Source organism: Halomonas nitroreducens (genome assembly GCF_003966155.1).
In the GTDB taxonomy this organism is placed as follows: domain Bacteria; phylum Pseudomonadota; class Gammaproteobacteria; order Pseudomonadales; family Halomonadaceae; genus Halomonas; species Halomonas nitroreducens.
This window is the reverse complement of the sequence record NZ_RXNS01000006.1, coordinates 66,981-81,429: the sequence shown is the minus strand read 5'-3', so window position 1 is coordinate 81,429 and position 14,449 is coordinate 66,981. Positions and strand designations below refer to the sequence as shown.

Here is a 14,449-nt window from a genome sequence, read left to right as displayed (position 1 = left end):
CGAGTAGAGACGCGGCCTTGTGATCAAGGGGCTGCGGGAGCCAGGCGACGGCCCCAGCCATCGGCGGCCACGACAAGGCGGGCATGGACCGCCGCGAAGAGTTCGTCGCTGCCCCGGTAGGGGTCGGACACGTCCACCCCGCCCGGTGCCAGCCAGTGGCCGAAGCGCATGACCTTGCCCGTGGCGAAGGGATAGCGTTCGGCGATGGCGAGACGCTGGCTCTCGCTCATCACCAGGACCAGGTCCGCCGCCCGCACCATGCTGGCGTCGAGCTGGCGAGCGACATGCCCGCCGACATCCAGCCCATCGGCCTCGGCGAGCCGGCGCGCCCGGGGCTCCATCCCCTCTCCGACCAGGGCCCCGAGGCCGGCGGATGCCACCCGGCAATGGGGCAACGCCCGGCGCAACAGGGCCTCGCCCACCGGGCTGCGGCAGATGTTGCCGGTACAGACCACCAGTAGCTGCTGAAAGGTGCCGGTCGATGTCATCGCGCCAGGTCCTCGAGCTCGCCGGTCATGCGCGTGCTCTGGTAGAGGCTGCTGACGGTCGGCAGCAGCTGCTGGATCACCCGGTTCCAGCGCCCCAGTGGCGTCGTGGTGACGTAGACGATGTCGCTGGGTGCCAGCCGGAACTCGGTACCGAGCACCATGGCCGCGGCATTGCGGGCATCCAGCTGGTAGACGGTCGCCAGCTTGTCGCTCTGGGGAGGACGACGCCGGATCACGAAGATGCCGGAGGCATCGGCGCTGCTCTCGTCAATGCCCCCCGCCTCCGACAGGGCGTCGGCAAGGGTCAGGCGGCTTCGCCCCATCGGCAGGCTGCCCGGCTCACCGACCTCGCCCATCACGTAGACCTTCTGGCCCGCCAGGTCACGCACATGCAGCACGTCGCCATCACGCAGCCGCAGGTTGTTGTCCAGCCGCCCCTCGTTGAGCATGGCGTGGAGCGACAGGTCGATCTCCTCGCCGTCACGGGTCAGCACGACACGGTGCCAGTTGGCCAGCTCGCTGGGTCCCCCGGCGGCGTTGATGGCATCCAGGACGGTCAGCGGAACATTGGTGATCGGCAGGGAGCCCGGGGTCGCGACCTGACCGGTAACGTTGACTTTCTGGGAGTTGAACTCGGCCACCTGCACCTCGACCTGGGGCATGGCGACATAGGGTTCCAGGGCCTGGGCAATGCGCGCGCGGACTTCGCCGACGGTCTGACCCAGCACCGATATCTGGCCGACATACGGATAGAAGATGGTGCCGTCGTTGTGCACCGTATTGCCGGATTCGGCGGCGCTGCGCTCGCTGCCGGCGGGAATGGTCAGCTCGGGATGGTCGTAGACGATGATGCTGAGCACATCCCCCTTGCCGATCCGGTACTGGTACTCCTTGGCGGGGGGCGTCGCCGCGTCGGCGGCAATCGGGGTATCGACCGTCTGGTGCTGCGTCCGGACCAGCCCGAACGTGATGGGCTCGATATCCACCAGCTCATCGATGGGCGCCGTGGCGGTGTCGTAGTCGATGTGCCCGCCCGGGGCGAAGGCACACCCCTGCAGCAGCATCCAGCCGATGACTGGTAGTGCCGCCCGGATCGGGCGCCACCCGTTCGCTATCGTCATTATCTCACTCTCTCGACCATGCTGACCCCCTCTACTGCATCAGGCAAACCGCCCAATAGCAGCACGAAATATCGCGAAAAAGAGACATCAAATATGGGTCATATACCCACAACAGACACACCAATCCACACGATTCGCACGCAATAATTGGGAGACTAACAAAGCATAGAATCGACAATCGAAATATAAGATGTCGCCGATTTGCTACACATTATCCCAAGCTTTCGTGCGCAACACCTCCCTTTATCCTGTATATAAGCACAGGACAAATGAAAGGTTTTATCCATTTGTATCAATACCTTAAAGTTGCACTTCGCGAGAAGCTTTCTTCCAGGCTGTTGCTTTTTGGCAACACATTGACCGCCACTCCCTATGGCTATGATCAGTATTTCTTCTGTGACTTCGAGATGAGATGCCGCAAAGCCTATCCGTAGGCCCGGCGGTTACAACAGCTTGAGAGCATAATCATTTATCGCTTGATGTCACCCCTGATTCCGCGTTTTTTCATTTCATTACTGTTCTTTACATTTCTTAAAGATAAAACAAAAAGATTTTCTTTAGTGGTTTCTTACCTTTCTGTAAGACGTATATCCCCTCATTGATTCCCGTGATTTTTTGCCTTCGGCAATGCGCGAGAATGCGGCGAGAGGTCGTCGCCAGTGAGGGTGTGGGCCAGGCAGGACGCAGGCCGCGGCTGCCTGGCGGCGCAGCAAACGGAGCCTTCAGGCACACAGGAGTAGCAAGACGATGAAACTTTTCAGCACAGTGGTGCGACCGGCCGCCATCATGGCCGCGCTGACCATGACCCTCTCGCCGCTGGCGCTGGCGCAGCAGAGTGCCCAGGGCCAGGCCGGCGCATCGGCCAATGCCAACGCCACCATCACGACGGGCAACGCCAACACGTCCACCGTCGGTAACGCCGTTGCCAATGGCGGCGTGGCGACAGGAGGCGGCGCCGGCGGCGAGGCACCGGGCAATTCCGGTAGCGCCATCGGCAACGCGATTGACAACGGCGCCGTGGGCGTCGGGGTGGTGACCGGGGCCAACGGCACGGGGCCCGGCACCGGCACCGGCTCCGGGACCACGGGCACCGGACGAGGCAAGCCGAATTGACGCTTCGGCGACATCACGCCACGACGACACCGAAGGAGAGCCAGGGCCGCCGCAAGGCGGTCCTACTGCGTTGTCGCCTGCTGACGGCACTGCTGACGGGCACCCTGCTGGCCGGATGCACGAGCGGGGGAGGCTTCACCGCCATGGGGGCCACCCTGGTAGCCCCCTGGCGAGCCCCCGATCCCGCCGACCGTGCCGAGGCGCTGCCCTACGCCTCCTTGTCGGTCGACACCCTGGGCAACGAGGCCCTGCTGGTGATGGCCTACCAGGCCGGCAAGAACGGACGTGACACCTTCTGGCAGGCGGCGGACTTCGCCACCCTCCAGCTGCGCGATGGGCGACCGGTGGTCACGGCCGGCTTCGAGGCGAGCCTGCTGGGCAGCTGGCAGGAGCCCCTGGCAGCCCCCGAGCGCTATCGCCTGCATGCCCACTGGCGTGACGACGACGGCCGGGAACACCGGGATGTGGCCCTGGCGCGCCTCGAGTGCGACGCCCCCCGCCCCGTCGAGCTTCCCCTGATGAGCAAGCCGCTGGAGCGCTGTACCGAGCGGCTCCACTGGCAAGGCGGCGCACGCAGCACCAACGTTCTGTGGCGAGCGCCCGATACCGGCCGGCTCTGGGCCGGCGAGGTAGCCCTCTGGCCGGACGGCCAGCGACTGGCCTGGCAGGTCGCACGGCCCTGGCCCCGCGAGAATGCGCCGGTGCCTGCCCCCTGACCGTGCTGCAACACGAGATTACCCGATGCCCAACAAGCGACCTCTTTCCCAGGGGATAGTCCGGCGCGCCGCGCGCTGGGTCATGGTGACGAGCCTCGGCCTGTGCCCGGCGCTGGCACCGGCCATGACACCCGCGCCCCGCCTTTCCGACTGGTGGCTGGAGCAGGAGGCGCTCCCCGCCCCGGATACCCGACCCTATTACCTGCTCAGGACCGATGCCACGGCACACCAGCGCCTGGGACGACGCCTGGAGGCGGAATTGAGCACCCTGCTCGGCCAGGCCTCCCTCGGCCGCCCCGGCATCAGCCGTGCCGGCCTCAGGAGCTGGCAGCAGGCCATCCAGGGTGGGCTCGCCCGGGGCGGCCGCACGCCGGGCCGCGCCGACCTGGCGGCCTTGCTGGCGAGCCCCCGACATGACCCCGCCCTGGCCTCCCTCGAGACTGTCGGCGTGTGCCAAGCCCCCGACTGGGTTGAGATCTGGAGCCGAGACGACGTCGCACGCGTTGCCTGGACGACGGGGATGCACCTGCACGATCTTCTGGCGCGCTTGCCGACGGAGCGGGTCGGCACGGCACAAGCGGCCTGGCTGGTCTCGCCGCATCAGGCACCCCGGCGCCTCGGCATCGCCGCCTGGAACGCTCGGGATGCCGAGCTCGTACCGGGCAGCCGCATCGTCCTCGAGTTGACCGACGACGTGCCGGCCGCCGCCTGGATCAACCGCCACCTGCCCGGTTTTCTTGCCAGCCGCCTGCCCGGGGAGCCCTGTACGTCCCTCGGCCGCACTCCCCCGGACTCGCAGCGGGACCGTTCGTCATGATGCACACTCTTTTCCGCCCGGCGCCGCCGCTGCTCTCGCTGGCGCTGGTCCTCGGCCTGGTCGCCCCGGCCAAGAGCCATGCGGCCACGCCGGGGCGCAGCGATTTCGGCGACACCGGCCTGATGCAGATTCCCACGGCCCGGATGCCGCCACTCGGCCATGCCGCCCTGACCCTCTCGCGGACGGCGCCCTACCGACGCTACAACCTGTTCTTTCAGCCCACGAACTGGCTGGAAGCCGGCTTCCGCTATGTCGAGATCGAGAACCGCCAGTACCTGGCCGCCGACGAGGACCGCAACAACCTCGACAAGGGACTCGACTTCAAGCTGCGCCTGCTGGAGGAGACCCGCTTTCGGCCCCAGCTGGCCGTTGGGGTCCGCGACCTGGCGGGCACGGGACTGTTCGGCGCCGAGTACCTGGTGGCCAGCAAGCGCTGGCACGACCTGGATGTCACCCTGGGACTGGGCTGGGGCTACCTCGGCAACCAGTCGGATTTCGCCAATCCCCTCGGGCGGGTGTTCGACCGCTTCGAGACGCGTGGCGGCTTCCAGTCGGGAGGCGATGGCGGCTCGGTGAGCGTCTCGCGACTGTTCAGCGGCTCCACGGCGCTGTTCGGCGGCATCGAGTATCAGACCCCCTGGGAGCCCCTGGCGCTGCAACTCGAGTTCGAAGGCAACGACTACCAGCAGGAACCCCAGCGCAACGACCAGGTCCACGACAGCCGTTTCAACTTCGGCGCCCGCCTTCGCCTGACCGACAATATCGAACTGCAGGCGGGGTGGGAGCGCGGCAACACCGCGATGCTGGGCGTCTCCTTCGCCGCCAACCTGGCGACCCTGTCGCAGGCCAAGCGCGACCCGCGACCGGCTCGCCTGACCACGCCCCCGACGGAGCCCGACGGCGACTGGCAGGGTTTGAATCGAGCCCTCAAGGACAATGCCGGCATCCGGGTGCACCGGCTTCGCCAGGCCGGCGACGAGGTGACCGTCGAGGGCGAGCCGATTCGCTACCCGTCCCTCGCCGAGAGCGAGCTCCGCGCCGGCCGCCTGCTGCACAATCGGCTGGGCCGCGAGGTGGAGACCTTCCGTTTCCGCTGGCAGCAGCGCGGCATGCCCCTCAGGGAGAGCGTGCATGACCGCCAGGCGTTGACCGATGCCGTGCGCTCGGCGGCCCATCGGGTGGATCATCGCCACGGCATCTATGCCCACGGTGCCCTGACACCGGCGCGTGGCAAGGTCCTGTTCGAGAACAATCCCCGCGGGCTGTCCTACAGCCTGGGGCCCATGCTCGAGCAGAACTTCGGTGGCCCGGATGGCTATCTCTATCGGATCTCGGCCAACCTGGATGCGGAGTATCGCAGCAGCGAGAACGGCTGGGTCAGTGGCAGCGTGGCCTATGGCCTGGCCGACAACCTGGAGAACTACGACTATATCGCCGACTCCGACTTGCCTCGGGTACGTACCCATATCGGCGACTACCTGGCGGAAACGGAGCTGGGCCTGACCAACCTGCAGTACACCCACACGGCACGAGTGGCCGACGACTGGTATGCGATGGGTTATGGTGGGGTGCTCGAGACCATGTACGCCGGAGTGGGGGGCGAGGTGCTGTACCGGCCCTTCGACAGCGACCTCGCCATCGGCCTGGACCTCAACTGGGTACGCCAGCGTGCCTTCGATCAGGGATTCGGGCTTCGCGACTACAGCACCTGGACCGGGCACCTGAGCGGCTACTGGCAGACCGGCATCGAGGACACCCTGGCCAAGGTCAGCGTGGGCCGCTACCTGGCCGGCGACCTGGGGGCGACCTTCGACCTGTCGCGGGAATTCGCCTCGGGCGTGCGGCTCGGTGGCTGGGCCACCTTCACGGATGCCGGCAGCGACTACGGCGAAGGCAGTTTCGACAAGGGCATCTATGTGTCGCTGCCGCTCAATGCCTTCTTCGTGAACTCGACGCGCCAGCGCGCCAATATCGCCTGGCAACCGCTGACGCGGGATGGCGGCGCCCGCCTGGGACGGCGTTTCGGGCTATACGGCCTGACCCGCGAGCGCGATATGGCGCGCTACTGGGAGGACTACGACGCGGCCCTGCCCTGAGTCGCCCGGCCGACCGCGTGACGCGGTCGGCCCTCTCGGGTAGATCAGGCCATGGCAGGGCGGGGGCGATAGAGTGCCCATAGCGCGGCCAGCCAGGTGGCATAGATCGTCAAGCCTGCGGCATAGGCGAGGAAGCTGTAGGTCAGGCCGAAGTCCATGAAGGCGACGGGGAGCAAGGTGCCGGCGATGGCCAGCGAGCGCTGGCGTGGGCAGGCATCCCGAATCCCCCCGGCAAACAGCCTCAGTGGCGTGAGGTACAGCACCAGCAGGGCCACCAGGCCGGGCAGGCCGCGCTTGACCCAGGCATCGAGCAGGTCGTTGTGGGCGTGCCAGAAGCGTGACAGCTCGGGGGCCAGCTCGCCCTCCTCGATGAGCTCGGCCTTGCCGGCTCGATACCCCTCGCTGCCCCACCCCAGCCCGGGTCGCTCGGCGATCAGTGCCAGGCCCCCCCGCCACAGGTCGAGCCGCGCGCTGATCGACGTCACTTCCTCGTCCCCCTGGAGATACCGGTGCAGGCTCGACACGGCATGGTCGACCCGGGCCTGGACGCCGGTCTGGGGGACGGCGTAGAGGCCGGCCGCTACCACCAGGAGGCCGGCCAGCGCCATCACGCGCCAGCGTCCCGCCAGACGGCGCCCCTGGGCGCGATAGATCACCAGCAGGGCGAGCGGCAGGCCGATCCAGCCCCCCCGGGAGCCGGACAGGAGGGAAGCCAGGATGCCACTGAACGCGCCGCCGGCCAGCAGGGGGAGCCAGAGGTGACGACGGGCGCGGGACCCGGCCCACACCAGCCCGGCCAGACAACTCAGGCCGGTGAGCAGCGCCAGGTTGCCGAACAGGATGGCATGCAGGGGCTCATGACCATGGGCACGCAGCACACCGTCCACCAGTCGCTGCCATAGCGCCCAGGCGCCGGCGCCGACACCCCCCAGCGCCATGCCGGCCCATAACCACGCCGTCGACGGCGGCAGCCGGCGCAGCAGGACCAGCAGTGGCAACGCCATCCAGGTGGCGGCGGCGCCCCCCAGGGCATGGCGGATCTCGCCATGCCAGAGGCCGGCCGCCAACCAGACGCCCCCCTGCAGCACCAGGGCCAGCACCAGCAGCCGGTCGCGCGCGACACAGCCCATCGCCGCCTGCCAGGGCCTCCGGCAGTACAGGCCACCCACCGCCAGCAGCAGCGGCACCAGGAAATAGCCTTGAGGGACCGCCAGCAGCGCTATCCAGAACCCCGCCAGCGCGACGCCCACCGCAGTGCGCCGCCCATGATATCCCTGCAGCCCTGCGATCTGCGTTCCGGGGGACGACAGGCCCCGCTCTTCCATGATGCTCCTCCCGTTTCCGGACCATGTCTCTCGATCCCGCAGCGACTGAGACCACAGCCGGCGCGAAAGGATCACGCCGGGGCAGGCACGGCGCGCTCGGCATTCGCTGGCACCGCGCCGCAACAACAAGTTATTCTACCGGCTCGAGATTCATCAGCTGGCGGGACCATCAGACAAGCCGCCGACAGACGATACGTTCAACGGGGAGCGACCCGGTGGCCACGCGAGACAGGGAGGAGCCCCATGGGGAATCGCCGGGCCTGGCATGAGGCCCTGGTCACGACACTGCCGGTCTTGTTCGGTTATCTTCCCCTGGGTGCGGCCTTCGGCATCCTGGCTATCGAGGTCGGCGTTCCCGTCTGGGGGGCGCTGCTGATGTCGCTGGTCATCTACGCCGGCGCCGGCCAGTTCCTCGCCGTGGCCCTGCTGGGGGCCGGGGCGGGTCTGGCCGAGGTCGCCGTGGCGACCCTGATGCTCAACTCCCGCCATCTCTTCTACGGCCTCTCGCTACTCAAGCGCTTCGACGGGGCCGGCTGGCGCAAGCCCTACCTGATCTTCGCGTTGACCGACGAGACCTATTCCCTGCTGACCAGCCAGGCCACGCTTCCCCGCCAGGACCATGACCAGGCCCTGCGCATCAGCCTGCTGAACCAGGCGTGGTGGGTGCTGGGCTCCCTGGCCGGCGCCGTGGCCGGCGCCAGCCTGACGTTCGACAGTCGTGGCATCGAGTTCGCCCTGACCGCGCTGTTCCTGGTCCTGACCCTCGAACAGGCCCGTCGACTACGACGCGGGCTGCCCTTCGTCATTGCCCTGGTCAGCGGACTCGCGGCCCTGTTCCTGTTGCCGGAGCGCCATCTACTGCTGGGCGCCATCGGTGCGGCTTGCTTGCTGCTGCTCGCCCACTATCGCTGGTGCACGCCACCGCGGGAGTCCCGTCCATGACCTCTGTGTCGCTGCTGATCTTCATCGCGGTCTGCGCGCTGGCCACCTTCGCGACCCGGCTGGTGCCCTTTATCGCCCTGGCGCGGCAGACGGACCACCCGCTGACCCTGCACCTGGGACGCTACCTGCCGCCGGCGGTCATGGCCATCCTGGTGATCTATGCCCTGCGCGAGTTCCGCCCCCTGGCGGAGGGTCAGCTCAATGCCGGTGCCGATGGCTGGCCGATGATCGTCGCCTCGCTGGTGGTGGTCACGCTGCATCTCTGGCGCCGCCATGCCCTGTTGTCGATCGTCGGCGGCACCGCCGCCTACATGACCATGGTCCAGCTGGGCTGGACGCCATAAGCTTAACGGACAATATCCCCTGACCGACCCGAAACGGGTGTTGAGGTCGATCCGCCAAGCGGCGACCATGAGAGTGAATTCGAGGAGAACGCCATGACACGTGATATCGCCGACATCCGGCGCGACTATGAAGGCGGGCGCCTGGAGGAGTCCCAGATGCCCGACCAGCCTGTTCCCCTGTTCAGCGAGTGGCTGACCCTGGCCCTGGAGGCCGAGGGGGACGATGGCAATGCCATGACGCTGGCCACCGTGGACAGTCAGGGACTGCCCCATGCCCGGGTGGTGCTGCTCAAGGGGACCGATGAGCGGGGCCTGGTTTTCTATTCCAACTATCACAGCCACAAGGGCAGCGAGCTGGCCAACGTGCCCCATGCCGCCCTGGTCTTCTGGTGGCCATCGCTGTCCCGCCAGGTACGCGTCGAGGGGGCCGTGGAGCTGGTCAGCGAAGAGGAGTCCGACGCCTACTTCTCCAGCCGGCCGCGGGCCAGCCAGCTGGGCGCCTGGGTCGCCACCCAGAGCGTGGTCATCCCCAATCGGACCTGGCTGGAGGAACGCGAGCAGCGTTTCGAGCAGGCCTACGAGGGCCAGGAGATTCCCCGGCCCATCCACTGGGGCGGCTACCGGCTGGTCCCGGAGATGATCGAGTTCTGGCAGGGGCAGCCCAGTCGCCTGCACGACCGCATCCGCTACGAGCGTCGCGACGGCCACTGGCAGCGTTTCCGCCTGGCCCCTTGAGCCCCGCAAGCCCGTGCCAAGCCGGCGCTGATGCATCCAGCGAGTGACGAGAGACGGTGGCGCCGAGCCTGGGCGCCGCCGGATGCCAGCCGAGCCAGGTGCGCGCCCGACGCACTTCCACCACCGGGGGGGATCATCGAGCGCCGTCATGCACCATGGGTTGCCATCAATCCGGCTGGCTCTCCAGCCGGTGGCGCTGCCAGTCGCTCTGCGGCTCGTTCAGGCGCAGCACGGCATCGATCACCTGCTCTTCCATGTTGTAGCGCTGGGTAAAGCCCAGATGCTTCATCAGCGAGCGCATCGGGTGATTGTCCACCATGATCTTGCCGATCATCTCCAGGGTACCCACGCTCTTGCAGTAGCGAATCATCTTCTCCATCAGCAGACTGCCGATCCCCAGCCCCTGGAGGTCGTCGCGAATGATGATCGAGAACTCGGTACGGATGTTGTCCGCATCGTTCCAGACACGCACCACCCCCAGCATTTCCTTGCTGCCATCCTCCAGCAGGTGTTCGGCGATGAAGGCCATCTGGCGGTCATAGTTGATGTGCGACAGCATCGACAAGTCTCGCTGCGTCAGGTCGGCCTTGTTGTGGAAGTAGCGAAAGCGAATGCTCTCTTCGGAGAGCCGGGTATGGAAGCGGGTGATCAGGGGGGCGTCCTCGGCACGGATGGGACGCACTTCCACGTCCCAGCCATTCTTCAGGGTCACCCACTCCCGCAGTTCCTCGGGATAGGGCATGATCGCGAAGCGGGCGGGCCGCCCCAGGTCCATGGCGAAGTCCAGCGCCAACAGGCCATCACGATTGAGCAGCAGGGGGTTGAGCTCCAGGCCGCGCAGCTCAGTCAGGTCACTGGCCATCTGCGACAGGGTGACCAGCAGCTTGCCGATCCGCTCGAGGTCCCGCTCGGGGTCGCTGGAATGCTCGCGGATCAGCCGCGCGGCATGGGTGTGGCTCACCAGGTCGGCCGCCAGACTCATGTTGAGCGGTGGCAGGGCGACCTGGCGATCGGCGAGGATATTGACCTTGTAGCCGCCGATCCCGAACACGATGACCGGGCCGAAGACCGGGTCGCGGGTGATGCCGGCACACAGTTGCATGGAGTGCTTGCCCCGCTGCATGGGCTGCAGGCAATACTCCCGCACGTGAAACTCGGGGAACTTCTCCGCGACCTTGTCGCCCAGACGCGTGACGCCCTCGGCCACCTGGGCCGGGGTGGTCAGGTCCTGGAGCAGGCCGGCGGAGATCTTGTGGGGATGCTGACGATAGCGGAACGGCCGGCAGTTGCCGTCATGCACCACCTTCAAGGCCATGGCTCCCTGCAGGGACTCGGCCGCGGCGGCGGCCTCCTCCGGCGTGCCGACATAGCGGCGCGGCGCCACCGGGATGCCATAGGCCTCGAGCACTCGGGCGGTCTCGGAATGCAACAGGCATTCCCGCTGCTGCGCGCGGACCTCGTCGAGCAGGGCCCGGCAGCGGCGGCGGATCTCCGGCGTGGTGGCGAACGGCAGACTCGGCGGGGTCTCCTGGAGCAGCGCCTGAACCCGCTGGTAGTCGACCATGTGCATGAAGGCCTTCACCGCCTTCTCGGGCGAGATATAGGTGGGAATGCCGGCGAGGTTGCATTCGTGGCGCGCCGATAGCGCCTCCTCGAGCCCCATCCAGCTGGTCAGCAGGTTACGGCGAAAGCGCTTGCGGGCGGCGATGATCGCCTGGGCCGTGGCCTTGGAGGGCGCCAGGCGGGTCGGCGCATGGACCACCAGCACCGCATCCACGCCGGGATCGGCGGCGACCAGCTCCAGCGCCTCGACGAAGCGTTCCGGCGTGGCATTGCCTCCCAGGTCCACCGGGTTCTCGCCGGGCTTGCTGACATCCACGTCGTCGCGGCGCAGCGCCCGACGGGTCTCCTCGGTGAAGACCGCCAGCCGGCCCCCGGCACGGATCAGCTTGTCGATGGCCAGCATGGCCGGCCCCAGGCCGTTGGCGACCACCGCCAGGCGATCGCCGCGCAGCGGTTTCATTCGCGACAGGGTCTCGAGGGCGTCGAAGAGCTCATCGGAATCATCGACCCGCACCACCCCGGCCCGGGCAAAGGCGGCATCGAAGACCTGGTCGCGGTTGGCGATACCCGGGGTCGGCGGCAACCCGGAGATGTCCGACTCGGCGGTTCGTCCGCTCTTGATGGCCAGGACCAGCCGATGGCGCGAGGCATCGCGTAGCGCGGTCATGAAGTGCTGGGCGTCGAGGATGCGCTCGAGGTGCAGCAGGATGGCCTGGGTCGGCGCGAACTGGTTGATGTAATCGATCAGGTCGGGCAGCAGCACATCAACGCTATCGCCCACCGTGAGCAGGTGCGAGAAGCCGATGCCGCGGCCGGCGGCCCAGTCGATCATGGCGTTGCCGAGCATGCCGGACTGCCCCAGGTAGGCCACGCGACCCTTCTTCACGGGCTGGCTGGCATAGGAGGCGTTGAGCCGGCGCCCCGGCACGATCAGCCCCATGCATTCCGGGCCCAGCACGCGGATACCCGACGCCCGGGCCGCCGCCAGCATCCGCCCGCGGATCGAGCCCTCGCCACCACGCTCGTCGTCCAGATGGGCGCCGCCGGACAGCACCAGGGCGGCGCGGACACCGAGCCGGCCCAGCCTGTCGATCAGTCGCGGGACCGTTTCCACCGGGGAGCAGATCACGGCCAGGTCGGGCACCTCCGGCAGCTGGGAGACTCGCGTGACACAGGGTTCGCCGAAGACCCGATCATACCCCTTGGGGTTCACGGCCCAGAGCGTGCCGGGAAAGCCGCCTTCGCGGAGGTTGCGCATCACCAGCCCGCCCATCGAATGGGGCTTCTCGGAGGCACCGATCACCGCGATGGTGCGCGGCTCGAAGAAGTGGTGCAGGAAGCGGGTGCTCATGGGGTCCTCCATCGGGTTCGGGCAGTCCCCTGTGTACGACTTATTGACACTGTCCTGCAAGGCCCTGCCACGCATAAGGTGATCTTAATCGACCCGGAGCGCGTGCATGATAACGGCCTACATCTCCCATCCCGACTGTCAGCGACACCATATGGGCCCCGAGCATCCGGAGAGTCCGCTGCGCCTCGAGGCGATCCGCGCGCGGCTGATGCTCGGCGGCACCCTCCAGCAGACCATGCAGTCGGATGCCCGTGAAGCCAGCGAGGAGCAGCTTGCCCGGGTCCACCCCCTGCGCCATCTGCGCGCCCTGGACAAGTGCCTCCCCGACCATGGCATCGTGCCCCTGGACGGCGATACCCTGATGAACCCCGATACCCTGCTGGCGGCCCGGCTCGCCGCCGGCGCGGTGGTGCGCGGCGTCGACCTGGTGTTTCGCCAGCAGGCCGACAACGTCTTCTGCGCCGTGCGCCCGCCCGGCCATCACGCCGAGGCCACCGACGCCATGGGCTTCTGCTTCTACAACAACGTGGCGGTGGGCGCCGCTCACGCCAGGGCCCGCTACGGCGTGCGCCGGGTGGCGATCCTCGATTTCGATGTGCATCAGTGCAACGGTACCATCGATATCTTCAAGGACGATCCCGAGGTGCTGGTCTGCACCAGCTTCCAGTACCCCTTCTACCCCTGGCGCTACCTGCGCAGCGAGTCGCAGAACGTGATCAACACCCCGCTGGCCGCCGGCACCGACGGGCCGGCCTTCCGCCAGGCCATCGAGGACGACTGGCTGCCGGCCCTGCACGCCTTCAAGCCCGAGCTCGTGCTGGTCTCGGCGGGCTTCGATGCGCACCGGGAGGATCCGCTGGCCGAGCTGTGCCTCGAGGACGAGGACTATCACTGGGTGACCCACTTGGCCATGGAGATCGCCGCCCTCTATGCCGACAATCGTCTGGTCTCGGTACTCGAGGGGGGCTACGACCCGGCCGCCCTGGGCCGCGGCGCGGAGGCCCACGTCAAGGCGCTGCTCGGCCTGCCGTTCGCCTGACCGACCCGTCAGGTTTCCCCGGGGCGGGAAACGTCGCGGGGCAACCCCGGCCGCAATGACGCCTGTCGCCATCGCCCTGGCAGGCGTCGCTTCCATGACCGACGGGGGGCGGGGATATGGTATCCTGTGGGGAAACTCTGTTTCCGATAGTGAATGCCGCATGCCCGCCACCAACGATCAGGACGCCGCCCTGCGTATCGCCTCAGGGCGCAAACCCTTCGTCGAGCCCCAGCGCCTCGGTGAACGCCTTCGCGAGATCCGCCTGGCCAACCAGTGGACCCTGGGCGACGTCAGCGAACGCACCGGCCTGGCGCGTTCCACCCTGTCCAAGATCGAGAACGACCAGATCTCGCCGACCTTCAGTGCCGTGCAGAAGCTGATCAGCGGACTCGATATCGACCTTCCGCAGCTGCTCTCCCAACCCAAGTCCAAGACGCGCACCATGGGGCGTCGCGACCTGACCCGCCGGGGCGAGGGGCAGCAGCACCCCACGCCGACCTACGAGCACGAGCTGTTGAGCTGCGAGCTGGCCCAGAAGCGCATGATCCCCTTCAAGACGATCGTGCGGGCCCGACGCTTCGAGGACTTCTGCCAGTGGGTGCGTCACGACGGCGAGGAGTTCCTGATGGTGCTCGAGGGGGAGATCCAGCTGTTCTCCGAATTCTACGAGCCGCTGCGCCTGGTCAAGGGCGACAGCATCTACTTCGACAGCGACATGGGGCACGCCCTGGTGTCGGTGAGCGAGGAAGATGCAGTGGTGCTGTCGGTCTGCACCCCCCGGGATGGTCAGTAGCGGCGA

General features: G+C 67.5%; 13 protein-coding genes. 9 read left to right on the top strand and 4 right to left on the bottom strand.

The annotated features are described in order from the left end of the window. Positions 1-23 precede the first annotated feature (23 nt). Together EKG36_RS07865 and EKG36_RS07860 are read right to left on the bottom strand one after the other, a co-directional pair. Positions 24-488 carry a low molecular weight protein-tyrosine-phosphatase gene (locus tag EKG36_RS07865; protein WP_126482802.1) on the bottom strand — a complete coding sequence of 155 codons (465 nt, stop codon included), beginning with the start codon at positions 486-488 and terminating at the stop codon, positions 24-26. After that, positions 485-1,609, bottom strand: a complete 1,125-nt coding sequence (locus tag EKG36_RS07860) for a polysaccharide export protein (RefSeq protein ID WP_126482800.1) — start codon at positions 1,607-1,609, stop codon at positions 485-487. Before EKG36_RS07860 ends, EKG36_RS07865 begins: the two co-directional genes overlap by 4 nt. 747 nt (positions 1,610-2,356) lie before the next feature. Between EKG36_RS07860 and EKG36_RS07855 the strand changes: the two genes are divergently transcribed. Genes EKG36_RS07855 through EKG36_RS07840 form a run of 4 tightly spaced genes read left to right on the top strand, consistent with a single transcriptional unit; the run spans position 2,357 to position 6,351 of the window. Further along, a complete protein-coding gene (locus EKG36_RS07855) occupies positions 2,357-2,722 on the top strand; it encodes a hypothetical protein (RefSeq protein ID WP_126482798.1) in 366 nt (121 codons plus the stop codon). Beyond that, positions 2,719-3,438, top strand: coding sequence for a YjbF family lipoprotein (locus tag EKG36_RS07850; protein ID WP_126482796.1), 720 nt, complete (start codon positions 2,719-2,721; stop codon positions 3,436-3,438). The genes EKG36_RS07855 and EKG36_RS07850 overlap by 4 nt, the downstream gene beginning before the upstream one ends. Positions 3,439-3,463: 25 nt before the next feature. Then, on the top strand, positions 3,464-4,255 hold the full coding sequence (locus EKG36_RS07845; protein ID WP_185827511.1) for a capsule biosynthesis GfcC family protein: 792 nt from the start codon (positions 3,464-3,466) through the stop codon (positions 4,253-4,255). After that, positions 4,252-6,351, top strand: a complete 2,100-nt coding sequence (locus tag EKG36_RS07840; protein ID WP_246007455.1) for a YjbH domain-containing protein — start codon at positions 4,252-4,254, stop codon at positions 6,349-6,351. The genes EKG36_RS07845 and EKG36_RS07840 overlap by 4 nt, the downstream gene beginning before the upstream one ends. A gap of 44 nt (positions 6,352-6,395) precedes the next feature. Here the strand turns inward: EKG36_RS07840 and EKG36_RS07835 are convergent, their stop codons facing one another. Continuing rightward, on the bottom strand, positions 6,396-7,676 hold the full coding sequence (locus EKG36_RS07835; protein ID WP_126482792.1) for an O-antigen ligase family protein: 1,281 nt from the start codon (positions 7,674-7,676) through the stop codon (positions 6,396-6,398). A gap of 243 nt (positions 7,677-7,919) precedes the next feature. Between EKG36_RS07835 and EKG36_RS07830 the strand changes: the two genes are divergently transcribed. The 3 genes from EKG36_RS07830 (at position 7,920) to pdxH (ending at position 9,697) form a co-directional block, all read left to right on the top strand. Then, a complete protein-coding gene (locus EKG36_RS07830; protein WP_126482790.1) occupies positions 7,920-8,618 on the top strand; it encodes an AzlC family ABC transporter permease in 699 nt (232 codons plus the stop codon). Further along, on the top strand, positions 8,615-8,962 hold the full coding sequence (locus tag EKG36_RS07825) for a branched-chain amino acid transporter permease (RefSeq protein WP_126482788.1): 348 nt from the start codon (positions 8,615-8,617) through the stop codon (positions 8,960-8,962). Before EKG36_RS07830 ends, EKG36_RS07825 begins: the two co-directional genes overlap by 4 nt. A 93-nt stretch (positions 8,963-9,055) precedes the next feature. Then, positions 9,056-9,697, top strand: a complete 642-nt coding sequence (gene pdxH, locus EKG36_RS07820; RefSeq protein ID WP_126482786.1) for a pyridoxamine 5'-phosphate oxidase — start codon at positions 9,056-9,058, stop codon at positions 9,695-9,697. Positions 9,698-9,863: 166 nt separating this feature from the next. On the opposite strand, the gene EKG36_RS07815 is transcribed toward pdxH, so the two are convergent. Continuing rightward, positions 9,864-12,611: a bifunctional acetate--CoA ligase family protein/GNAT family N-acetyltransferase gene (locus EKG36_RS07815; protein WP_126482784.1), complete on the bottom strand. Its 2,748-nt coding sequence runs from the start codon at positions 12,609-12,611 to the stop codon at positions 9,864-9,866. Between the two features lie 106 nt (positions 12,612-12,717). On the opposite strand from EKG36_RS07815, the gene EKG36_RS07810 reads away from it, so the two are divergent. Both EKG36_RS07810 and EKG36_RS07805 read left to right on the top strand, forming a co-directional pair. Beyond that, the gene (locus tag EKG36_RS07810; protein ID WP_126482782.1) at positions 12,718-13,650 is read left to right on the top strand and encodes a histone deacetylase family protein; all 933 of its coding nucleotides are present in this window, start codon (positions 12,718-12,720) and stop codon (positions 13,648-13,650) included. Positions 13,651-13,810: 160 nt separating this feature from the next. Beyond that, on the top strand, positions 13,811-14,443 hold the full coding sequence (locus EKG36_RS07805) for a helix-turn-helix domain-containing protein (RefSeq protein WP_126482780.1): 633 nt from the start codon (positions 13,811-13,813) through the stop codon (positions 14,441-14,443). The last annotated feature ends 6 nt before the right edge of the window (positions 14,444-14,449 follow it).

Bases quoted from the DNA above. Each gene is read 5' to 3' on its own strand.
- EKG36_RS07865 (WP_126482802.1), bottom strand. From the start codon at position 488: ATGACATCGACCGGCACCTTTCAGCAGCTACTGGTGGTCTGTACCGGC.
- pdxH (WP_126482786.1), top strand. From the start codon at position 9,056: ATGACACGTGATATCGCCGACATCCGGCGCGACTATGAAGGCGGGCGC.
- EKG36_RS07810 (WP_126482782.1), top strand. From the start codon at position 12,718: ATGATAACGGCCTACATCTCCCATCCCGACTGTCAGCGACACCATATG.
- EKG36_RS07855 (WP_126482798.1), top strand. From the start codon at position 2,357: ATGAAACTTTTCAGCACAGTGGTGCGACCGGCCGCCATCATGGCCGCG.
- EKG36_RS07830 (WP_126482790.1), top strand. From the start codon at position 7,920: ATGGGGAATCGCCGGGCCTGGCATGAGGCCCTGGTCACGACACTGCCG.
- EKG36_RS07825 (WP_126482788.1), top strand. From the start codon at position 8,615: ATGACCTCTGTGTCGCTGCTGATCTTCATCGCGGTCTGCGCGCTGGCC.
- EKG36_RS07845 (WP_185827511.1), top strand. From the start codon at position 3,464: ATGCCCAACAAGCGACCTCTTTCCCAGGGGATAGTCCGGCGCGCCGCG.
- EKG36_RS07840 (WP_246007455.1), top strand. From the start codon at position 4,252: ATGATGCACACTCTTTTCCGCCCGGCGCCGCCGCTGCTCTCGCTGGCG.
- EKG36_RS07860 (WP_126482800.1), bottom strand. From the start codon at position 1,609: ATGACGATAGCGAACGGGTGGCGCCCGATCCGGGCGGCACTACCAGTC.
- EKG36_RS07805 (WP_126482780.1), top strand. From the start codon at position 13,811: ATGCCCGCCACCAACGATCAGGACGCCGCCCTGCGTATCGCCTCAGGG.
- EKG36_RS07835 (WP_126482792.1), bottom strand. From the start codon at position 7,676: ATGGAAGAGCGGGGCCTGTCGTCCCCCGGAACGCAGATCGCAGGGCTG.
- EKG36_RS07815 (WP_126482784.1), bottom strand. From the start codon at position 12,611: ATGAGCACCCGCTTCCTGCACCACTTCTTCGAGCCGCGCACCATCGCG.